We start from the raw sequence: 20,788 nt of genomic DNA on the forward strand, positions 1-20,788 counted from the left end.
CTTGCCCTAACTGCTTGCTGCATCTCAGTAAGGGGGGAGGGGGGAATGAGCGATAGTAAGACTCTTATACCTTAAATGCACTGATAGCATTTTGCAGCATGGTTGCCTGCTGGTTTAAATCAACAATCACCCGACCGGCATCGTTCGTGATACTGGCAGAATGTTGCGATGTGTTTGAAATTTGTCGTACCAGTGAAGAAATAGCTTGGCTGGTGGTTGTCTGACTGGTCGTCGCAGATGCGACTTGGTCTATTTGGGTTAAGGTTTCTTCCGTACTCTGACGGATCTGTGCTAAAACCCCCGTCACATTACTGGTTTGCTCAACGCCACGCTCTACTTGTGGTCTCACCAACTGCATCGCCTCAACAACGGTTGCGGTCTCTTCCTGTACAGATTCAATCCGTCGCGTGATATCCAGTGTCGCATCAGCGGTGCGTTCAGCGAGTTTGCGGACTTCATCTGCAACAATCGCGAAACCTCGCCCCTGCTCACCGGCGCGCGCGGCTTCGATTGCTGCATTAAGGGCCAACAAATTGGTCTGGTTGGCAATGCCTTTAATCACATTGGCCACGCTGGTAATTTCCTGCGCCCGCTGACTTAATCCGGCAATCGTGGCACTGGCTTGATCCACCGAGCCTACAATTTTTTGCATTTCATCGGCAACATCGTGTACTGCCTGCTCTCCCGCGCGAGTCTGTTTCGTTGCGTCTGCCGAGTAGCGATGGCTATTTTGGGCTAAATCAGAGATTGCATCGATATCGCCGACTAGTGCACTAATCGACTGCACCATCTGTTCCACCGAGTCGGCATTTTCAGTGGCGGCATGGTTTAGTTGAGTAGACGTTTGCTGCAAAGTCGTGGTTGACTCATTAACGGCCATTGCACTAGCACGAATCTGGTTAATCAGGGTACGCAACTTTTCTTGCATGGCCGCAACACTGGCTAGCATGCTACCTGGTAAAGGATTATTGACGGTTTGGGTAAGGTCACCGTTCGCAATCGCACTGGTGAGCGCAACGACCTGTTTTGGCTCTCCACCGAGTTCCCGCAACAGTGAATTACTAATTGTAAAACCCAAACTTAAAATGATTCCCAATAGAATGAGTGTGAATAGTGAAACCTGTACTAATTTCGCTCGATTATCTGCCTCCATATCATCAACGTAGACCCCGGAAACAATAATCCAATTCCATGGTTTAAAGAGTTTCGCACCATTGTATTTGGGGAACTCTTCATCGCCTGGAATCCCCACCTTTTTCGCATAGGTGTAAACAATGCCAAAATTATCTTGGCCTTTTTCAACAGCCTCGACATAGAGCTTTGCCGCAATTGATCCATTCTTTTCTTTCTTCTGGGATAGATCAGTTCCTTCTTGTTGTGGATTAAGCGGATGCATGACACGCTTCATATCCATGCTGTTGATAAGAAAATAACCGCTGTCACTAAAGGTGGTTTTCCTTAATGCTTCTTTGGCCGCTGATTGTGCTGCCGCCGTATCAAGTTTCCCTGCTTTTTCTAGTTCATGGTAGTAAGCCACCATGCTTGTTCCTGCTTCAACGATTTTTCTGACTTGGATTTCTTTAGCTGCTTTGTTGTCATGGCGGGCGCTAATCACCATCCAAGCACTGCTTATTAACACCCCCAATAGAGCGATTAAACTAAAAAGAATTAATCGTGCTCGCACTGTTAGTGTTGCCATAACTCTCTCCAATCAGCTTTTCGTATTTAACTGACCAATTATCGGAGTTGCTGGCTGAAACTTGAGCACAGCAAGAGACGGAGTAAATGTTGTGGGGGGCTTGAAAAGAAAAAACGCTGACCGAGAAGTCAGCGTTTTAGTTTGGCGCACCCGGCAGGATTCGAACCCACGACCCCTTGGTTCGTAGCCAAGTACTCTATCCAACTGAGCTACGGGTGCATGCAAAGAACGATATTATGACAGACATCGATCTTTTTTTCAACCAGAAAGCAATCTGGCGGAGACGGAGGGATTCGAACCCTCGATGCAGTTTTTGGCCGCATGCTCCCTTAGCAGGGGAGTGCCTTCGACCTCTCGGCCACGTCTCCAATTTGCCTTACAGCAAAAGAGGCCGCAGTTTAGCGGTTTGTCCGCTTACGGTCAATCCTTAATCGAATCACATCGAGAAAGGGCTGCCATACTGCGACAGTTTGAGAATTTATTGTGCGTCTAGGCCAAATGCCTTGTGTAGGGCCCGCACCGCCAATTCCATATATTTATCGTCGATCACCACAGAAATTTTGATTTCACTGGTCGAGATCATCTGAATATTGATGTTTTCTTTCGATAACGTTTCAAACATCAGGCTGGCAATGCCTACATGCGAGCGCATACCAATACCGACAACAGATACCTTGGCGATTTTATCTTCACCCAACAGTTGTTTTGCGTGGATAGCTGGGGCAACCTGAGTTTTTAAGACGTCCAGGGCCTTTTGATATTCGTTACGGTGTACCGTAAAAGAAAAATCGGTCAAGCCATCTACCGATTGATTTTGAATAATCATATCAACATCAATATTGGCGGCGGCGACAGGGCCCAAAATTGAGTAAGCGATACCTGGACGGTCAGGAACCCCCTGGACCGTGATTTTGGCTTCATCACGATTAAATGCGATGCCAGAGATAACAGCCTTTTCCATATTATTTTCTTCCTCAAAGGTAATGAGAGTACCGGATTGCATTTCTTGTTCAAGCGACATAAGGGGATCTGTCAAACTAGAGAGGACCCGAGTTGGAACGCGATATTTGCCAGCGAATTCAACGGAACGAATTTGTAATACTTTTGACCCCAGGCTCGCCATTTCCAGCATTTCTTCGAACGTGACACGATCTAAGCGGCGTGCATCAGGCTCGACTCGGGGATCAGTTGTATAGACCCCATCGACATCTGTATAAATCAGACACTCATCCGCATCAATCGCAGCAGCAACCGCAACCGCCGACGTATCAGAGCCGCCTCGACCCAAAGTGGTAATGTTGTTATCGGGGTCAACACCCTGAAAGCCGGTGATGATAATCACTTGATCTGCATTTAAATCAGCACGAATCGCCTCTGCATCGATCGATTCAATCCGGGCTTTGGTGAAAGCAGAATCGGTTTTAATGGGAACCTGCCAACCAGCATAACTTTTGGCTTTGACGCCCTCTGCTTGCAAGGCAATGGCCAACAAGCCTACGCTCACCTGTTCCCCTGTCGCGGCGATCATATCGAGCTCACGCGGATTAGCATTGCTGTCCAATTCCTTAGCGAGACCTAGTAAGCGGTTAGTTTCTCCTGACATCGCAGAAGGAACGACCACAATCTGGTGACCGGCGCGATGCCATTTCGCCACACGTTTAGCCACGTTGCGGATGCGCTCAGTGCTACCCATCGACGTGCCGCCGTATTTATGTACGATCAGAGCCATAATTTATTGAAAAAAATTTAGAGGATACAAGAAGAATGTGGGGTTTACCATTGCGCAAAACCCTAGTTTATTTCCGGCCCCGCGCGCTGCGCTGATTAACAGGCAGCAGCGCAGCAGAAAACAAAAATTGTGGTGCCCGGGGCCGGAATCGAACCGGCACGAGCTGTTAGGCCCGCAGGATTTTAAGTCCTGTGTGTCTACCAATTTCACCACCCGGGCGACACCGTCAAAGTGGAGGCGGAGGCCGGAATCGAACCGGCGTAGACGGCTTTGCAGGCCGCTGCATAACCACTTTGCTACCCCGCCATATGCACAATGGTAACGCAATCTGTCTAAGTTTGCTTTTCCATTAAAAAAGGGAAGCAATGGCTTCCCTTCGTTGCGTTTGGAGCGGGAGACGAGTCTCGAACTCGCGACCTCAACCTTGGCAAGGTTGCGCTCTACCAACTGAGCTACTCCCGCATAGTTTGTTGTTGTAGTGCTTAACAACAGAGAACGAAACTATAAAGACTTTTTTAGGGTTTGTCAAATCAGATTGAACCAATTGTTTGATCGATTCATTTTCTGCCCGCCATCAGATCTACCCGAATACGGCAATTCGATTGTCAGCCAATCGAGCGGGGCGAGCGTTGAACCACACTCTTTAGTAACATCTTCGTGCAGAAAGTATCTTGCTAGAGTGCGGCAAAGGCTGCGCATTCCGGTACAATTTGATTTCTTCTTTCAACAGAAAGTACGCCATGCTTCAAGGTAGTATTGTTGCCTTAGTGACACCGATGACCTCAACGGGAGAGATTGACTGGTCGTCATTTCGTCAGTTAATTGATTGGCATATCGCTGAACAGAGCGACGGTTTGGTGATTGTTGGCACCACCGGGGAGTCTCCCACCGTCAACGTTGAAGAACACTGTGAACTGATTCGCGTCGCGGTGGAGCAGAGCGCTGGTCGCATTGCCATCATCGCTGGCACCGGCGGTAATTCGACTGCGGAAGCGATAGAACTTACTGCCTATGCCAAGCAGGTTGGTGCAGACTATTCACTCTCTGTTGTTCCTTACTACAACAAGCCCACTCAAGAGGGGCTCTATCAGCATTTCAAATCGATTGCGGAAGCCGTTGACCTGCCTTTAATTCTTTACAATGTGCCAGGTCGTACGGTTGCGGATATGTCAAACGAAACAGTGCTCCGCTTAGCGCAAATTCCTGGCATCGTTGGGATAAAAGACGCAACAGGTAATTTAGAACGGGGAGCGTGGTTGATTAAAGAAGCGCCCCAAGACTTTGCCGTTTACAGTGGGGATGATGCGACTGCCGTTTTTTTAACGCTGGCAGGGGGCAAAGGGGATATCTCCGTGACGGCAAACGTGGTTCCCCGGCGCATGCATCAACTCTGTCAAGCCGCTCTGGCCGGCGATTTAGTAACCGCAATGCGCCTGCATTATGAATTACTGCCTCTACATCGCCATTTATTCGTCGAGGCGAATCCCATCCCGGTGAAGTGGGCTCTTGCCCACTTGGGAAAAATTCCCGCAGGCATCCGTTTACCGTTGGTTGAGCTGAGCGTGAGTGGACAGGCAGTTATTAAACAAGCACTCGTTGAAGCAGGAGTATAAATTGTTGGGTATCCGTTTTAATTTGAATCAGACCCGCTTTAAGTTTGGGCTATGGTCGATGGCAATCTCAATTTTGTTGATGGGATGTGGAAGCTATGACAACCTCAGCAAAAAAGGGGAAATCCAATATAAATCTGCTGGTAAGAGTAAAACACTCGATGTGCCGCCAGACCTAACCAGTTTACCAGCCGAAGAGCGCTTCACCGTGCCACAAGGGCCGAACCGTGCCACAGCGACTTTTTCTGGCTTTGTGAAAGGAAAAGAGAACGCGCCGACGCAAGTTGATGGGAAAAACGTTGCTCCTACTTTTAATGCGGCGCGGATTGAACGGGCAGGTACACAGCGTTGGTTGGTCGTCAATCAACCCGTCGAAAAAGTGTGGCTTGAAGTCAAAGCTTTCTGGCTGGATAACGGGTTTTTACTCAATATTGATCAACCTGAGCTGGGGATCATGGAAACCGATTGGGCAGAGAATCGCGCCAAAATTCCACAAGATATTATTCGGCGCACGATTGGTAAGGTCTTCGATGGTCTCTGGTCTACCAGCGAACGCGACAAGTATCGTACCCGGATCGAACGCAATGGTCAGGGGGCGGAGATCTTCATTACACACCGAGGTATGCAAGAGGTTGTCAACTCTAAACAAGATAGCTCGATTTGGCAGCCACGCGACAGCGATCCTGAGCTAGAAGTTGAATTTCTCAGGCGCTTGTTACTTCGTTTCGGTGATGATGAGCAAACTGCAAAGGCAAAAGTCATCGCTAATCCAACTGACGCGCCATCTAGGGCTGACTTCGTTCCTTCCGCGCAAAATCAGAACGCCTATCTGCTGGTTAAAGAGCCGTTTGAGCGTGCATGGCGGCGCGCAGGGTTGGCCCTTGATCGGGTAGGGTTTACCGTTGAAGATCGAAATCGTGCTGATGGCATCTATTTTGTGCGCTATGTTGATCCAGATGAGTCCGGTGAGCTTGAAAAGCGGCGTGGTTTTTTTGAGAAAATCTTTGTCGCTAAAGACAATAAACAACAGCAGCAACAGTTTCAAATCAAGCTCACTACTGAGGCGGGGGAGGTCACTCGCCTTGATGTGCGGCCTGTCAAAGTCAATCCAGATAACCAAGCGGTCGCAGAACGGATCCTTAAATTACTCCAAGATCAGCTGAAATAATATGCTGAGATTGGCAGGCTTGGGCAGTGGGAGTGCAGGGAACGGGATTTTGATTGCTGCAGGTTCATCGCAGCCCGATTCCTTGCCTCGCGCCGACTCAACCACAACGGTATTGGTTGATTGTGGTTTTACCCTAAAGGAAGCCGAACTTCGGATTGCCCGGCACGGCCTAGATCCCGCCCAGTTGGAGGCAATTCTGGTCACGCATGAGCACAGTGATCATGTGGGTGGAGTAGAGCGACTGGCACGTAAATATGGGCTGCCGATTTACTTGACCCGCGGCACGTGGCTTGCCACCCGATGGTCTAAACCGGACGCGTTGAACTTTCAATTCATCGAAGGGTATGCTGCCCAACAGATTGGCTTGTTAACGGTATTCCCCTATGCCATTCCGCATGATGCCCGCGAGCCAGCTCAGTACGTTTTTCGTTATCAGGATAAACAAATTGGCTTATTGACTGACGTGGGTCACTACGCCCCCCATCTTGCGCAGGTTCTGCAGGCGCTTGACGGATTATTGCTAGAGTGTAACCATGAGCTTGCATTACTTGATGAATCATCTTACCCGGCGCGATTAAAGCAGCGTATTGGTGGGCGTTTTGGGCACCTTTCAAATTGCACGGCGGCAGCCATTTTGCGTGATATTGCACACAGCGGTCTGCAATGCGTGATTGCCGCCCATCTGAGCCAAGAGAACAATCGGCCCGCTTTGGCACGGGCTGCGCTAGAACCCGTTTTAGCGCCGTTGGGCTTGACAGATCGCTTACACATCGCTTGCCAAGAGCAGGGCTTTGATTGGATAAAAATTCAATAATATCAATACGTTGGGTGATTTATTTAAGGTTGCTTACCAATATTTGTCAGCTTGGGTTGTGGTGTTGAAATCCAGGCTTACCGCTGCTTCATCCAACCCCGCCTCGCGGAAAAACACCAGCAATGCGACCAGTAGAACTGGACCAATAATCAGGCCGACAATTCCCATGGTGACAATCCCACCAAATATGCCAAACAAGATAGCGATAAATGGCAATTGTGTGCCGCCCTGTATGAGTGCAGGGCGAACAACATAGTCTGCCGCCAGCACGATCAAGTTACCCCCAATCACGACAAAAAAAGCCGCCACAGTTGCGCCACTGGCAAATAATAGAAAGCCAATCACGACCAGCATGCCCGGCGCCAACATCGGTATAAATGCCAGTACCGCAATCAGTGCGCCCAATAAAACAGCGCTAGGTACGCCCGCGAAGTAGAGTAAGCCAGCTAATAAGACGGCCTCAGCAACCGCCACCAATATCAGGCCATTGACCGCTGCACGGATTGCATCTGGCATGATATGGACATACGCGGGCCAGCGACGCTCTAGCCACTTATAGCCAATTCGATTGATTTGGCTGAGGATTCCGGCGCCATCACGGTAGAAAAAATACAGCACCCACAAAGCAAAGAAGAGTGTGGCGACACGACCCGTTAATTCAAACAAAATCGATTGTGCTGCTCCTTGTAAAACACTCAGTTTGGCTGACAGTAAGTCCCGTAGCACACCAGAAATTTGGTCAGGTTGTGCGAGATAGGTTTGCCATTTTTGCAGCAGATAGTCACCAATCATAGGTACATTGATCAGCCATTGTGGTGCTGCCGTTCCATACGTATCTGCTTCAATCAGATACTCAGACAACGCAATCACATCACGCACGGCGAACGTAATCAGCAGCACGAGGGGCGCCACCAAGGCAAAGCCAATCAGGCAGGTAGTACAGAAAGCGGCTAGGTTGCGACGTCGCTGTAAGCGTTTGTAGATACCACGATGCAGCCGCCATGACGAGGTGGCAATGATGGCTGCCCACAAGATCGCCAGTAGGAATGGTTGTAAAACCAAAAGTCCCGCGCTGAGTATCGCCAAGCTGAAAATGAGGCTAATGAGCCAGCGGGAGCGTTGCTGGGCTTGTACTTGGGTATCTTGTTGTTGTCGCCGGTCAGGGCGTTCTCCCGCGTATTTAATGCTCATTTCTTTACCTCCCCGTCATTTATTTAACATAATATATATTGGCGAAAATTTATGGAGCCTCTGGGCGCAACGGCAAGCCGTGCTTAACCCGAAAATTATCATCCTGACGGCCCAGCCAGGCAGCCAATTCCATATCCCCAAACTCGTGCGCGAAGCGCGCTGCTGAATAACCTTGTTGGTTGACGACGCTGGGATCTGCACCGAGATCGATTAACAGACGTACAGTTGCACGGTTGCCACTGCGTGCCGCCATCATTAGTGGCGTGGTTTGATTGGGTGATTCCGCATCAATATAGGCATCCGCATCCAGCAGCAGCCGAATAATGTTGTCTTGTCCACTGGTGGCTGCGTAATGGAGAGCGGTCCAGCCTGGCTGGTTGAGTTTGGCGCCCCGTTTTAGCAGTGCCTGGCAAAGGTTGTATTCGCCATGCAAGGCCGCCAGCATCAATACGGTTTCGCCCGCTGGGCTGCGATAGTTCCAATCAATTTTTTCATCGCCTAAAAAAAGCTTGAGGGTTTCCCAAGCACGCTGCTGTGCCGCAACAAAAAAAGCCGGCGTCAGGGCCGGGTCCAGCATCTCTGCCTGCATGCCACGCCGCATCAGGGATCGCACCGTATCTACCTGGTCTTCTTTGATGGCGCGAAAGAAATCTTCATACGCCCCTGCGTGGCTGTAATCCGCACTCAACATATTGAGGCAAATCAAAGCATAAGCAAGCAACCAGGGCAGTTTGAATGACCGCCGAGAACTTAATGAATCTTCGCTCATAGCATGACTGGGGTGGCTCAATGAAGGATTATTGGAATGATGACTGGGGTGTGGGTTGAGCATGACGAAAAAGGCGAAAGAAATTAGCCGTAGTTTGCGTGGCAAGCGCATCGACTGAGACTTGGCGCAGCTCAGCGAGGCAAGTCGCCACATGTTTCACATAGGCAGGTTGATTAACCTTGCCGCGCATCGGCACCGGGGCGAGATAGGGCGAATCCGTTTCAATGAGCAACCGATCTGCCGGGACCCAGCGCGCGACTTCACGTAAATCGGCGGCATTTTTGAAGCTCACAATTCCCGAAAAGGAAATGTAAAAACCCATATCAAGAACCGCACGGGCAAAGTCAGCCGTTTCGGTGAAACAATGCAGCACCCCGCCCGCTTCATGGGCAGATTCGGCGCGCATCAACTCAAGCGTGTCAGTTGCCGCCTGGCGAGTATGAATAATCAGTGGTTTCTTCACTTGGCGGGCAGCTTGGATATGGGTACAGAAGCGCTGCCGCTGCCAAGCCATCTCTTCAATGGTGCGGCCATTGAGTCGATAGTAATCTAGGCCGGTTTCACCAATTGCCACGATTTTCGGGTGCGCCGCTAAGCGAACCAGTTCTTCAACAGACGGTTCTGGCGTCTCTTCATAGTCCGGGTGTACCCCAACAGAGGCAAATAAAAAAGGCTGGCTCTCAGCCAATTGAAGCACACGCGGAAAGTCCGGCAAATTCACGCTAATACAAAGAGCATGCGTCACCGCATGGGCAGCCATATTGCGATAAATCTGGGGTAACTCAGTACTGAACTGAGGAAAATCAAGATGGCAATGGGAATCAACAAACATAAATGGCCAACCCAGTTATAACGTCGTATGAAACAATCGCGTGGTACCTCACAGGAGGCCAGTTAGGCAGCACTATTGCCCGCCGTGGACTAAATGGTATGCGTTTGGCGAGTAGATTTTATGGCCGAGCCTAAAATCGCCTCAATCTTATTTTTTGCCACCTCTCCCGTAGCATCGCTTGGAAAATGCACCCCGATGCCCTGTGCCTTGCTGTTGTGGGCGCCGGCAGGGGTAATCCATACCACTTTTCCAGGTATGGGCAACTTGACGGGATCGTCCATCAACTGAAGCAGCAGGTAAACGTCATCCCCTAGGTTGTAGGGTTTATTGGTGGGGACAAAAATCCCCCCATTTTTCAAATAGGGCATGTAGGCCGCATAGAGCGCTGCTTTTTCCTTGATGGCTAAGGAAAGAACGGTCGATCGTGCGGCTGGAGCAGCGCCATTCGGGGCTGGATTAGAAGCGGGAATGGCGGAACCGGGAGTACTCATAAGCGCCCTACTTTCTGTCTGTATTCAAGCAATAATTCTTCCACAAATAAGCGCGGGTTAAGTGGATGATTGACAATTCGTTGGCGCTCACGCAACGCCTGCGCCCATGTCGTTACGGCTTGTAAGGCCAGTTTCTGCGCGGGACGATTGATTTGCTTGGCAATGTGGGGGTAGAACTGTGCGGGCAAACCAATGGCCAGTCGCGAGAGATCATGGGCCCAGCGTTGTGTTGTTTGTAAGAGCAGCGGCAACGACTCTTTGTGCCCATAATTCGCTAGTTTCAAGACGGCATCGGCATTCGGCTCAAGCAGCAACCGGGCCAATTCCCGCACCCAAGCGTCGGTATTAAAGCTTGCGCCCCCTTGTGCTGACGACGCGGTCTCCGTCCTGTTTTGTAGTAGGCTAAGTGCCTGCAGGGGCATGCCACCGGCTTCTGTCAGGGCGATGTGGCTTTGCGTATGATCATAGCCATGACGAACCAGCCACTGTTGCGCCCTCTCTTGCGCTGCTATCCCTCGCGGTGGCGCAATTGCCACTTTACGGCAACGCGATAATAGCGTTGGCAGCAGACGATCAAGCTGATCTGTGACGAGAATAAAAATGGTGTGGGCTGTCGGCTCCTCAAGCATTTTCAGCAAGGCATTCGCCGCATAGGTATTCAGACTCTGTGCCGGGTATAAAAAAACAATTCTGCGGCCACCGCGATGGGTCCCAATGGCCAGAAAGTCGGCTAGCTGGCGAATTTGTTCGATTCGAATCTCACGGCTAGGTGTTTTATTTTTATCGGTTTTTTCCTGGTTGTTTGATTCGGCATCACTCTCCCCTGCTTCGGCCTCCAGGCTGTCGGGTCGAATCACCCGACAATCCGGATGATTACCTTGCGCAAACCAGTGGCAAGACTGGCAGGCACCACAAGGCAGCCCCGTGGACGTGGGCGCTGAGCACAGCAGGCTTTGCGCAAAAACATGCGCTAATTGCGTTTTGCCAATCCCTGCTGGTCCATGGAGCAAGAGCGCGTGTGGCAATTTGTCATGCCAGTGAGACAGGGTTTGCCATGTCTCTTCCTGCCAGGGCAATAAGCCTAGATGGCTTGGCGGCTCAATCATGATGCCAATGTTTGTTTTTGCCAGTGGGCTTTTATGGCGCCCAAAATCGTTGCCCCCACCTCAGTTGGATCGGCACTGGCATCAATGGTGACAAACCGCGCTGGATTTTCTTGGGCACGCGTGCGGTAGGCTTGCCTGACTCGCTCATGGAACGTGCTTTGTTCCAGTTCAAAACGGTCGCGCGCAGCACGATCGCTACGCTCAATCCGCTCGGCGGCCAAACTCGTCGGCAGATCAAACAAAAAAGTACAGGCAGGCTGATGCCCCGCGACAATCCAAGCATCTAGCCAAGTAAGCTGAGCGGTTGCCAAACCACGTCCCCCGCCCTGATAAGCAAATGAAGCATCATTGAATCGGTCTGTTAACACCCACTGCCCTGCCGTCAGTGCCGGTAAAATGACCTGTTTCAGATGCTCCTGACGTGCCGCATACATCAGCAGCGCTTCGGTTTCTGGCGTCATCGCGTCTTGCAGTAACAGCTCCCGCAGTTTTTCTCCTAGCGGTGTGCCACCGGGCTCCCGGGTCAAAATAACCTCAGCGCCTTGCTGCCGCAAAAAGTCCGCAGCGGCGTAGATATGCGTCGTTTTACCTGCGCCATCAATCCCTTCAAAACTGACGAAACGCGACGTGAGGGGAAGCGCAGAAAAGAAGGCTGTCATTTAGATATCGTTTCTTCTTAGCAGGCAAAGATCGATGCCAACATAGTCTTGCAACTGTATTGAAAAATAAGCAGGCATGCACTTCAAGGACGATTCCCTCGTTGATAGCGCGTCACCGCTCGATTGTGTTCTTCCAGATTGCGCGAGAAATAGCTGCTGCCATCGCCTCGCGCCACAAAGTATAAAGCATCTGATATAGCGGGATGAATGGCTGCCTGTAATGCGGCGCGCCCTGGCATCGCGATCGGCGTTGGCGGTAGCCCTGGACGCGTATAAGTATTGAAGGGGGTGTCTGATAGCAGATCTCGTTTACGCAAATTGCCATCAAACTGGGCCCCCAGGCCATAAATTACGGTCGGGTCCGTTTGCAATAGCATGCCCCGCCGCAAGCGGTTGTGAAAAACCGCTGCAATTTGCGCCCGTTCGGCAGCTAGGCCCGTTTCTTTTTCAATAATCGACGCCAATATCAGGGCCTGATAAGCACTATTGAGGGGGCTAACAGCGGGCCGTTGCGACCAAAGTTGCGCGACAAGTTGCTGTTGCATGTGGAAGGCCCGTCGCAGAATGGCTAAATCACTGGTTTGGCGATCGAACAGGTAGGTATCCGGCATGAACCAGCCTTCTGGCGCAAGCTGGGGCTCGCCCAAGGCTGTCATAATCTCCTGATCGGTCATGTTCAGCGTGTCATGCCGCAGATCTGGATGTTGGTTCAAGACTTGTCGCCATTGTCGAAACGTCCAGCCCTCAATGAAGCGGATCTCACGCTGTGAGACATCGCCACGGGTTAATTTGCCTAAAATTTGCCACAAACTGAGTGGAGCGGCGGCTGTATTGGCGTTAGCTGGCGCGGGTTCGTTTGCCGTCTGCGCTCGCAAAACATAATTACCCGCTTTGATCTTATGCGCCTGACCGCTTAAGCGTGCTACCCAGGTAAACACCGTGACAGAGAGCGGAACCCCACTGTCTTGCAGGGTCTGTGCCACCATTTTGGCACTAGAGCCGGGCGCAATCCAGACCTCCACCTCGGTCATTTTTAAAGTAAGCGGGCGATGTATGGCCCACGCCAGATAGATCAACACACATAGGATTGCTAGGCTACCAGTCAGTATGGCCGGCAGAAAATAAAGACGCCAGCGATGAGGCTGAGAAGAAACGGGAGAGATGCGACTCAAGGGCAACTCACTTTATTATTGGTCATCATTAGGCAAACTCTCGACAGGTAGTCGCTAACACGGCTGCTGCCGTCTCCTTATCGTTTTTAGGTTATCCATAGGATCGCAGCAGCGCTCATATAAAATACGTCTTAATGATATTTTACCGGATGCCAATAATGATGCCCACCGCTTCCTCAAGCCCAAGCGCAGCGCTAGCAAATTTAAGCTCCCCTACTGCATTTACATTACCCGCTGAGCTACAGGCATGGGGAAGTTGTGCGTTACAAAACGATGATTGGGATTTCTGGCCTCACGCTAGCACACCAGCAGCGCCTAGTGTGGGGGGGGCTGGCTGGACCAGCCTACCCCATTTGAGTCATCTGACGGTCACCGGTGCGGATGCAGTTTCTTTTCTGCAAGGGCAGCTCACTAATGATGTCGCCCTGCTCCCGCTAAACCAAGCCCAATGGACAGGATATTGCAGCCCTAAAGGCCGCCTGCTAGCGACCATGTTGTTGTGGAAAACGGCTGGCGCAACGGATGCTGAATCGACTGTCCATTTACTCGCGGATACTGGGCTAGTTAGTAATCTGATTAAGCGGCTCCGCATGTACGTTTTGCGAGCGAAAGCCACAGTGAGCCAAACTGATGATCTGATTTTGGCCAGCTGGGGCAATCTGGCTGCCATAACTCAGCATAACAGCCAGCCTTATCAGGTTAGCCACCCAGAGACAGGCTTGCAATGCCTTGCTATGCCATTGAGTGGGCAGCTAGCGAGCTCGTCACTCTGGGTGGCATCGCAGACCGCCCTCCCCGCGCTGGTGTCAGCGCTCCAAGATACCCCCTGTCAAGCGAGCGCGGTCTGGCGTCTAGCCCTAATCGGTGCGGGTATTGCCCACATTCAAGCGGCCACCCAAGAGGCTTTTGTGCCGCAGATCGTGAACTATGAGTTGATCGGGGGCGTTAATTTCAAAAAAGGTTGTTATCCTGGTCAAGAAGTGGTGGCCCGCAGTCAATATCTGGGCAAACTGAAGCGACGTATGTATCGCTATGCAACCCCACCTACCCGTTTGTCTTCCACGGAACGTGCGGCAATATCAGCGGGCATAGACGTGTGGCATACTGGGGAAACGGCTCAACCTGTTGGCCGGGTCGTTAATGTGGCAGCAACTCAGCGCGCCCTTGCAGCGCCAGCGGCTGAGCCAGACTCCGTGGCTTATGAGCTATTGCTTGAAATTCCTACAGAATTGCATCATCAGGGGGGAATTGAACTCCGTTTGACTGCGCCAGTGGCGGATGCGCCAACACGCCGTGTCGCACTGTTACCGCTTGAATTACCTTATACGGTGCCCAACCCGACAGCCGCTTAGCACAAGCCAGTGACAGGATCAGCCAAGTAGTCATTGATGTGCATCGTTTGTAGGTTTATCGTTGTGTATTGAGAAAGTAGTCATGTCGGCTTCCATGCTCCAGCGCACCATCTACGTCTATTTCAAGGCGCCCTATCAAGACTCTGCCGCTGTCATGCAGGCCGCTCAACTGCAGTTGGCAGAGATGGCCGCAGAATACAGTTTGAGTGGTCGCTTGCAGTGTCGGCAGGAACTGCTGGCGGTCGATAGCCTGCAAACCTGGCTCGAAATTTATGAACATGTTCCTGCCAATCTTGATGGCGCACTTTTCAAGCAGGCGAATAAGGCCTTACAGAAGCTTATCTCTGGAGAACGCCACGTTGAGGTTTTTGTCACCACCCCCTAATACAACTTAGGCAGCTTTGTGTTTATTGATGAGCCCAACGCCTGCCAGCAGCAGCCCTAAGCCCAGCGCATGATAAAGGTGAAACGATTCGCCTAGAAACATGACCGCGAGAAATGCCGCAAAGATAGGGATGAAATTAATAAAAACGCCTGCAGCAGGCGCACCAATTAAACTCACCCCTCTATCCCAGCAAAGGTAGGACAGCAAAGAAGGTCCCACCGCGAGATAGAGCAAAGCTACTCCCAGATTTGGGGTGAGTGGCGGAAGCAGGAGCCCAAGCGTCAATCCTGGCGGCTGCGCGTCATGGTTGAAGAGTATTTCGACTGCATAAGCCGGGAAGAGCAGGCAACAACCCAGCCCAATCTGTAAATTCAAAGACAGTCTAATGGGCATATTCAGCGGCGCTTTGCGCAGAATAATGGTGTAAATTCCCCAGGCTATCACGGCGACAAACATGATGGCGTCACCTTTAGAGACCGAGAGTTGCAATAGATTGCCCAGCTCGCCACGGCTCAGTACAACCAAGACGCCAAGCGAAGAAAGCCCAACGCCCAGCCATGCATGGGGGGCCGGGCGTACCTTCAAGACCACCACCGACAGCGGCAAAATAACAATTGGAATAGCGCTGGCGACCAAGGCGACATTAATCGCCGGGCTGTGCCGTAATGCCCAATATTGAAAGGCGTTGTAGCACACAACGCCAAAAAAAGTCAGACTTACAAGGGTTTTCCAGCGTTCTCGAATTTGCTCACCATAGTCGCGCCAATAGGCGGGCCAGCGCGGCAAATTTAACAAAGTCAACAAGCCAAACGCCAGTAACCAGCGCCAAAAAGAAAGGCCAAGCGGGCTAATATGCTGTGCTAACCCACGCCCAATAATTGTGTTGCCCGCCCAAAGCAGACTGGCGGTCAATAACAAACTGTAGGCGAGCCAGCGTTTGTGTCGAGGGCTATCGGCAATAACCGGAGAGGCGGGAGTTGACATCGTTGACCCAGTAAATTTGTGTCGGCGAAAAGCCTTATTTCAGTAGCAGTTGCATGTTGACATGGGGAATGCCCGCCTCAATAAAAGGAGGACCAATCTCTGTAAAACCCTGTGCTGCATAAAAATGACAAGCATGGCGTTGCGCATGCAGCCAGATCTCATCATCCTGGCGTGCCCGCGCTTCAGCAATTAGGGTTTGCAATAATTGCGCACCGATCCCTTGTTTGCGGTAAGCGGGTAACACCGCCATGCGGCCAATTTTACTCAGTGTCGTGCCATGCGCTGTTTTTTCGCTGGGCAAAAGTCGGGCAGTACCTACCGCGGCCCACGCTTGGCTCGGTAATTGAATTAGGGCAATCGCATGGCGTGACAACGCATCTTGCTCGTCCCACTCTTCCGTGGCATCAATACCCTGCTCTATGACAAAGACCTGCTGCCGAATAGCCGCTGCCTGCGGCCCGATAATCGCCCAAGAATCGACATTAATAGTTATCTCTAACATACTGAAATCATTGAATTTAATTGTTTAATTTAAACGAGTACTAAGCGCTATCCGCTGCTGCACAAAGTCGAGCGCTTCCCGATGCGCGGCTTGGACCGCATTTACTGCCCCACCTAAGTTGAAAAAGCCGTGTACCAAAGTGGTGTAATTGACGGTCGTCACCTCAGTGCCAGCGGCTATCAATTGTGCCGCATAACGGAGTCCGTCGTCGCGCAAGGGGTCATAGCCCGCCACCGCCAACCAGGCGGGGGCCAAGCCACGATGGCTAGCCGCCAAACTGGGGGCGAAGCGCCAGTCCTCATAGGTGGCACTTGGGCCCATGTAATGCGAAAAAAACCAATCCAGCGTGGTACTTTCCAGCAAATAGCCCTGTGAAAAAAGGGCATGCGATGGGCTAGTGTGTCTGGCTTGCGTGCCAGGATATAGCAAGAGTTGCCCTGCCAACGCCCAGTTTTGCTCGCGCGCATACAAGGCCCCGACGGCGGCCAGAGTACCGCCAGCACTGTCACCGCCAATCATCAGGCATTGGCGATTTAAGCCCAATGACTCTGCCTCATGGTGTAGCCAGTTGAGTGCGGCGAAGGTGTCATGAACCGCTGCAGGAAAAGGGTGTTCCGGCGCTAGGCGGTAATCCAGCGCTAGCACAGCACACTTGGCATGATGGGCAAATAAACGATACGTTGCGTCAAAACTATCCAGGCTGCCAAGCGTATAGCCCCCGCCGTGCAGGTAGAGCAAAGCCGGGAGTGGATTAAACCAGCTCGCCTCGCCAGGCCAATACCAGCGGGCAGCTAGGGTTATCTGCTCTGGATGGAACATTGCGGGCACTTGCGTTGTCTCTACGGCATGCACAGGCAAGGGTAGAATATCGAGTGTTGGTGCCGCTTTTTCATATTGCTGGCGGGCCGCACTGACACTCAGCGCCTCATAAGGCAAGAGTTTGCCGGTTGCTTTTGCCCGCGCGACAGCCCTGAGTAAAAATTCAAGTTGTTTATCAAGCATTGCTTCTAGAAAGCGGTTTTAATGGAAAATTTTATTACTCAATCGCAGCTTGATCAGCTCTGCCAAGCAGCCCAAGAGAGCCCTCGATTACGGAAAAATTTCAATTTTCATGCAGAGGAATCTCACCCTTGCAATCGCCTCTTTAATGCGTTACAGCTTGGTACGTATATTCGCCCTCACCGTCATCTGGCACCACAAAAAGATGAAACCTTAATCATGGTACAGGGAAAGCTAGGGATTGTCCTGTTTAACGATAACGGCGACATAATCGATAGCCAAATCGCCCAGCCCGGTGGGCCGATTTATGGTTATCACTTGCCGTTGGGGCAATTTCATACCGTATTGGCACTAGCACCTAACACTGTTTTTTTTGAAGCCAAAGCGGGCCCTTACCAAGCCCTCACCCAGGCTGAATTTGCACCTTGGGCGCCTGAAGAAAATGCCATAGAAACAAATTCTTATTTAAGTCATTTAACGCAATTTGTTAAATATAAAAGTGGGCTAACAACGTGAGCGTGACACGTGATTCGACCCCCCGCGCTTTCCCCTATGAGTGCCCGCCACAGCTACAGGAGGCGCCATCTGATTGCCAAGGTGACTGGGGTTGGCAGCATGAGGGTACGGATATCTGGGCGTCGCTACCGAGCGATTTTGCTACCCCCCTACTGCCCACTCCCTTTCCTGCAACAGCGGCCCCTTATTGGGTAGCGGGCAGCGAAGCGGTCGCAACGCGATTAGGCTGGACGCTTGAACAACTGCAGACGCCAGCCGCTATTGCCTATTTAAGTGGCAATCCAACGCCATGGGACCCTCCGCATGAGCAGCGTGACAATCTGGCAGCCTGCGATTGGCCACGGGCGACCGTGTATTCGGGCCATCAGTTTGGGGTATGGGCAGGTCAATTAGGCGATGGTCGCGCATTGTGTCTCGGCGAGCGACGCTTGCAACTCCCTGGGCACCCTCCCCATTCTTATGAGATTCAGCTCAAGGGCGCAGGAAAAACGCCTTATTCCCGTGGCGGCGATGGTCGTGCGGTATTACGTTCCTCAATCCGTGAATTTCTCTGCGCCGAGGCCATGGCCGGCTTGGGTATCCCCACCGTGCGTGCCCTGTCACTCATCGGCGGCGACTTTCCTGTCTTTCGCGAAACGACTGAAACTGCTGCCGTGGTGGCACGAGTCGCCCCTAGCTTTATTCGTTTTGGGCACTTTGAGCATTACGCCGCGCGACATCAACACCGCGAATTAGAGCAACTGGCTGACTTTGTGATTAGCCGCCATTTTCCGCATTTAATGTCGCTGGACCCAGGCTATCCACGCTACCAAGCCTGGCTGGAACAGATCATTGATGACGCTGCCCAGCTCGTCGCACAATGGCAGAGTGTCGGCTTTTGTCATGGCGTCTTAAATACGGACAATATGTCAATCCTAGGGTTGACGCTGGATTACGGGCCATTTGGATTCCTGGATCAATTTGCTTGGGGCCACATTTGTAACCATTCCGATACCCAGGGACGCTACGCGTATGCTGCGCAGCCGGATATCTTTTATTGGAACCTCTATGCGCTTGGGCAAGCCTTGCTGCCGCTTTTTTCCACCCAGCAACCGCAGCATGCAGCGCAAACCCAGGTTCAGTCCATCCTAGATACCTTTCCGGTGCGCTATCGCCAGGCGATGCAGCAGCGCTGGTGGGCTAAGTTTGGGTTTTTATCTGCGACACAGGCGCTTGCTACTGCTGTCAAGACAGACCCGCAGGCTACCGAACGCGACCGTTTTATTCAACGCACACTTAACGACATGGAAAGCGCGAGCAGTGACTTCACTCTCTTCTTTCGCACCCTAAGTCGCTTGCCTGCGCCGCATGCCCCTCTGGCGCTTGAACAATGTGTTACCTTGCTCGCGCCGTATTGGGCTAACCTAACCCAATTACGCGCATGGCTAGCGGATTACCAGCATTTACGCCAAGCGTCAGGGCAAGATTGGGCTACCCAGCAAACGGCGATGCTGCGCTGCAACCCCAAGTATATTTTGCGGAATCACTTGGCCGAACTCGCGATTCAAGCCGCACACAACCGTGACTTCAGTGAAATCGCGCGTTTATTGTCAGTTTTACGACACCCCTACGACGAACAACCGGAGTATGCCGCTTACGCCTCGGCACCACCTGCATGGGCGCAAACGCTTGCGGTAAGCTGTTCTTCTTAATCTCTACTATTGCTAACCAGAGAGCCATATGAAAAAAGTTGAAAAAAGTCCTGCTGAATGGCGTCAACAACTCAGCCCCCAAGACTATCAAGTCACCCGTGAAAAGGCGACTGAACGGGCATTCACTGGTCGTTACTGGAATCATTGGGAGACGGGGATCTATCATTGCGTCTGCTGTGAGACCCCATTGTTTGCCACTGATGCTAAGTTTGATGCGGGTTGCGGCTGGCCAAGTTACTTCAAAGCCCTCAATGAAGAGAATGTGGGTTATCTACCGGACCACAGTCACGGCATGATCCGCACTGAAATCATCTGCAAAGTTTGCGATGCCCACCTCGGCCACGTCTTTAATGATGGTCCGCCGCCGACAGGGTTGCGCTATTGTGTAAACTCAGCCTCCTTGACCTTTGTGCCGACTGAATCTTTACCAGACGGCTATACCACAACGACTCGCTGAGAAATGTAATGAAACTTTTGTTTGATTTTCTACCCATCGTACTTTTTTTTGCGGCCTTTAAGTGGGCAGAAAAAGCCCCTACCGAGGCCGCTACTTTTGCCACCGACTGGCTGGGCCCATGGGTGGCCGAGGGCGTGATCAGCCCTCAAGAAGCGCCGATTCTGTTGGCAACAGCCTTGGCCATCGTCGTGACGATTGGGCAGGTTAGCTATTTGTTGCTACGCCAGCGCAGAGTCGAACCGATGCTATGGATCAGCTTAATCTTGATTACCGTTTTCGGTGGCGCGACGATCTGGCTTCACAGTGAGACATTTATTAAGTGGAAACCCACGGTTTTATACGGTCTATTTGCGTTTATTTTGCTCAGCGGGCGGCTCTTTGGCCGAAACTATGTGCAACAGCTTATGGGCGCCCAGCTGAGCTTACCGCAAGCCGTGTGGGATCGGCTCTGCACGCTGTGGATCGGATTCTTTACGGTGATGGCGGCCTTAAATTTGTGGGTAGCCTCCGTGTTTAGTACAGATACCTGGGTCAACTTTAAGCTGTTTGGCGGCATAGGGTTATTACTGGCATTTGCCATAGGGCAAGGGCTCTACTTAAATCGCTATCTTTCAGACGCTGCAAACGTGTCCCCCGCACCGCTTAAAAAAGATCAGGAGTAA

At 51.6% G+C, this 20,788-nt stretch carries 21 protein-coding genes and 5 tRNA genes; 9 read left to right on the forward strand and 17 right to left on the reverse strand.

Going from position 1 to position 20,788, the window contains the following annotated elements; all coding sequences use genetic code 11:
• Nucleotides 1–64: 64 nt before the first annotated feature.
• The 7 genes from DU000_RS02600 to DU000_RS02630 all read right to left on the reverse strand — a co-directional run bounded on the left by DU000_RS02600 (nucleotide 65) and on the right by DU000_RS02630 (nucleotide 3,890).
• On the reverse strand, nucleotides 65–1,699 hold the full coding sequence (locus DU000_RS02600) for a methyl-accepting chemotaxis protein (protein WP_114401772.1): 1,635 nt from the start codon (nucleotides 1,697–1,699) through the stop codon (nucleotides 65–67).
• A gap of 142 nt (nucleotides 1,700–1,841) precedes the next feature.
• Nucleotides 1,842–1,918 (reverse strand) — tRNA-Arg (locus DU000_RS02605).
• Nucleotides 1,919–1,974: 56 nt separating this feature from the next.
• Nucleotides 1,975–2,067 (reverse strand) — tRNA-Ser (locus DU000_RS02610).
• A gap of 110 nt (nucleotides 2,068–2,177) precedes the next feature.
• Complete coding sequence (locus DU000_RS02615) at nucleotides 2,178–3,428, reverse strand: aspartate kinase (protein WP_114401773.1); 1,251 nt, start codon at nucleotides 3,426–3,428, stop codon at nucleotides 2,178–2,180.
• Nucleotides 3,429–3,558: 130 nt separating this feature from the next.
• Nucleotides 3,559–3,647 (reverse strand) — tRNA-Leu (locus tag DU000_RS02620).
• Nucleotides 3,648–3,660: 13 nt separating this feature from the next.
• Nucleotides 3,661–3,734, reverse strand: a tRNA-Cys gene (locus DU000_RS02625).
• An 80-nt stretch (nucleotides 3,735–3,814) separates the two neighbouring features.
• A tRNA-Gly gene (locus tag DU000_RS02630) sits at nucleotides 3,815–3,890 on the reverse strand.
• A gap of 278 nt (nucleotides 3,891–4,168) precedes the next feature.
• Between DU000_RS02630 and dapA the strand changes: the two genes are divergently transcribed.
• Genes dapA through DU000_RS02645 form a run of 3 tightly spaced genes read left to right on the forward strand, consistent with a single transcriptional unit; the run spans nucleotide 4,169 to nucleotide 7,020 of the window.
• On the forward strand, nucleotides 4,169–5,041 hold the full coding sequence (dapA, locus tag DU000_RS02635) for a 4-hydroxy-tetrahydrodipicolinate synthase (RefSeq protein WP_114401774.1): 873 nt from the start codon (nucleotides 4,169–4,171) through the stop codon (nucleotides 5,039–5,041).
• 58 nt (nucleotides 5,042–5,099) lie between these two features.
• Nucleotides 5,100–6,206 carry an outer membrane protein assembly factor BamC gene (gene bamC, locus DU000_RS02640; RefSeq protein ID WP_114402082.1) on the forward strand — a complete coding sequence of 369 codons (1,107 nt, stop codon included), beginning with the start codon at nucleotides 5,100–5,102 and terminating at the stop codon, nucleotides 6,204–6,206.
• 4 nt (nucleotides 6,207–6,210) lie between these two features.
• Nucleotides 6,211–7,020, forward strand: a complete 810-nt coding sequence (locus tag DU000_RS02645) for an MBL fold metallo-hydrolase (RefSeq protein ID WP_114402083.1) — start codon at nucleotides 6,211–6,213, stop codon at nucleotides 7,018–7,020.
• Nucleotides 7,021–7,053: 33 nt separating this feature from the next.
• On the opposite strand, the gene DU000_RS02650 is transcribed toward DU000_RS02645, so the two are convergent.
• From DU000_RS02650 to mltG, 7 genes are all read right to left on the reverse strand, one after another.
• Complete coding sequence (locus tag DU000_RS02650; protein ID WP_114401775.1) at nucleotides 7,054–8,211, reverse strand: AI-2E family transporter; 1,158 nt, start codon at nucleotides 8,209–8,211, stop codon at nucleotides 7,054–7,056.
• A 49-nt stretch (nucleotides 8,212–8,260) separates the two neighbouring features.
• Nucleotides 8,261–8,980, reverse strand: coding sequence for an ankyrin repeat domain-containing protein (locus DU000_RS02655; RefSeq protein ID WP_158529609.1), 720 nt, complete (start codon nucleotides 8,978–8,980; stop codon nucleotides 8,261–8,263).
• Nucleotides 8,981–9,008: 28 nt separating this feature from the next.
• The gene (locus DU000_RS02660) at nucleotides 9,009–9,812 is read right to left on the reverse strand and encodes a TatD family hydrolase (protein WP_114401777.1); all 804 of its coding nucleotides are present in this window, start codon (nucleotides 9,810–9,812) and stop codon (nucleotides 9,009–9,011) included.
• Between the two features lie 89 nt (nucleotides 9,813–9,901).
• On the reverse strand, nucleotides 9,902–10,303 hold the full coding sequence (locus DU000_RS02665) for a PilZ domain-containing protein (RefSeq protein WP_114401778.1): 402 nt from the start codon (nucleotides 10,301–10,303) through the stop codon (nucleotides 9,902–9,904).
• Nucleotides 10,300–11,409 (reverse strand): DNA polymerase III subunit delta', encoded by a 1,110-nt coding sequence (gene holB / locus DU000_RS02670; protein ID WP_114401779.1) that lies wholly within the window; start codon nucleotides 11,407–11,409, stop codon nucleotides 10,300–10,302. Before holB ends, DU000_RS02665 begins: the two co-directional genes overlap by 4 nt.
• Nucleotides 11,406–12,068, reverse strand: a complete 663-nt coding sequence (tmk, locus tag DU000_RS02675; RefSeq protein ID WP_114401780.1) for a dTMP kinase — start codon at nucleotides 12,066–12,068, stop codon at nucleotides 11,406–11,408. The genes holB and tmk overlap by 4 nt, the downstream gene beginning before the upstream one ends.
• A gap of 83 nt (nucleotides 12,069–12,151) precedes the next feature.
• The gene (gene mltG, locus DU000_RS02680) at nucleotides 12,152–13,177 is read right to left on the reverse strand and encodes an endolytic transglycosylase MltG (protein ID WP_420812097.1); all 1,026 of its coding nucleotides are present in this window, start codon (nucleotides 13,175–13,177) and stop codon (nucleotides 12,152–12,154) included.
• Between the two features lie 221 nt (nucleotides 13,178–13,398).
• Here mltG and ygfZ point away from each other — a divergent pair, with 221 nt between their 5' ends.
• Together ygfZ and DU000_RS02690 are read left to right on the forward strand one after the other, a co-directional pair.
• Nucleotides 13,399–14,592: a CAF17-like 4Fe-4S cluster assembly/insertion protein YgfZ gene (ygfZ, locus tag DU000_RS02685; RefSeq protein ID WP_158529610.1), complete on the forward strand. Its 1,194-nt coding sequence runs from the start codon at nucleotides 13,399–13,401 to the stop codon at nucleotides 14,590–14,592.
• Between the two features lie 82 nt (nucleotides 14,593–14,674).
• Nucleotides 14,675–14,977 (forward strand): DUF4936 family protein, encoded by a 303-nt coding sequence (locus tag DU000_RS02690; protein ID WP_114401783.1) that lies wholly within the window; start codon nucleotides 14,675–14,677, stop codon nucleotides 14,975–14,977.
• 6 nt (nucleotides 14,978–14,983) lie between these two features.
• Here DU000_RS02690 and DU000_RS02695 read toward each other — a convergent pair whose 3' ends face one another.
• From DU000_RS02695 to DU000_RS02705, 3 genes are read right to left on the reverse strand one after another with little or no spacing between them, the layout of a single operon-like run.
• Complete coding sequence (locus tag DU000_RS02695) at nucleotides 14,984–15,961, reverse strand: DMT family transporter (protein ID WP_114401784.1); 978 nt, start codon at nucleotides 15,959–15,961, stop codon at nucleotides 14,984–14,986.
• Between the two features lie 34 nt (nucleotides 15,962–15,995).
• A complete protein-coding gene (locus DU000_RS02700) occupies nucleotides 15,996–16,463 on the reverse strand; it encodes a GNAT family N-acetyltransferase (protein ID WP_114401785.1) in 468 nt (155 codons plus the stop codon).
• Between the two features lie 24 nt (nucleotides 16,464–16,487).
• Entirely contained in the window at nucleotides 16,488–17,465 is a 978-nt protein-coding gene (locus tag DU000_RS02705; protein ID WP_114401786.1) for an alpha/beta hydrolase, read from the reverse strand.
• A 21-nt stretch (nucleotides 17,466–17,486) separates the two neighbouring features.
• Between DU000_RS02705 and DU000_RS02710 the strand changes: the two genes are divergently transcribed.
• Genes DU000_RS02710 through DU000_RS02725 form a run of 4 tightly spaced genes read left to right on the forward strand, consistent with a single transcriptional unit; the run spans nucleotide 17,487 to nucleotide 20,788 of the window.
• Nucleotides 17,487–17,978, forward strand: coding sequence for a WbuC family cupin fold metalloprotein (locus DU000_RS02710; protein ID WP_114401787.1), 492 nt, complete (start codon nucleotides 17,487–17,489; stop codon nucleotides 17,976–17,978).
• On the forward strand, nucleotides 17,975–19,669 hold the full coding sequence (locus tag DU000_RS02715; protein ID WP_240001765.1) for a protein adenylyltransferase SelO: 1,695 nt from the start codon (nucleotides 17,975–17,977) through the stop codon (nucleotides 19,667–19,669). Before DU000_RS02710 ends, DU000_RS02715 begins: the two co-directional genes overlap by 4 nt.
• Before the next feature lie 28 nt (nucleotides 19,670–19,697).
• The gene (gene msrB, locus DU000_RS02720; RefSeq protein WP_114401788.1) at nucleotides 19,698–20,126 is read left to right on the forward strand and encodes a peptide-methionine (R)-S-oxide reductase MsrB; all 429 of its coding nucleotides are present in this window, start codon (nucleotides 19,698–19,700) and stop codon (nucleotides 20,124–20,126) included.
• Between the two features lie 8 nt (nucleotides 20,127–20,134).
• Nucleotides 20,135–20,788: a septation protein A gene (locus DU000_RS02725; RefSeq protein WP_114401789.1), complete on the forward strand. Its 654-nt coding sequence runs from the start codon at nucleotides 20,135–20,137 to the stop codon at nucleotides 20,786–20,788.

Origin of the sequence: Parvibium lacunae (genome assembly GCF_003335215.1) — a bacterium.
Classification (GTDB): Bacteria; Pseudomonadota; Gammaproteobacteria; order Burkholderiales; family Burkholderiaceae_D; genus Parvibium; species Parvibium lacunae.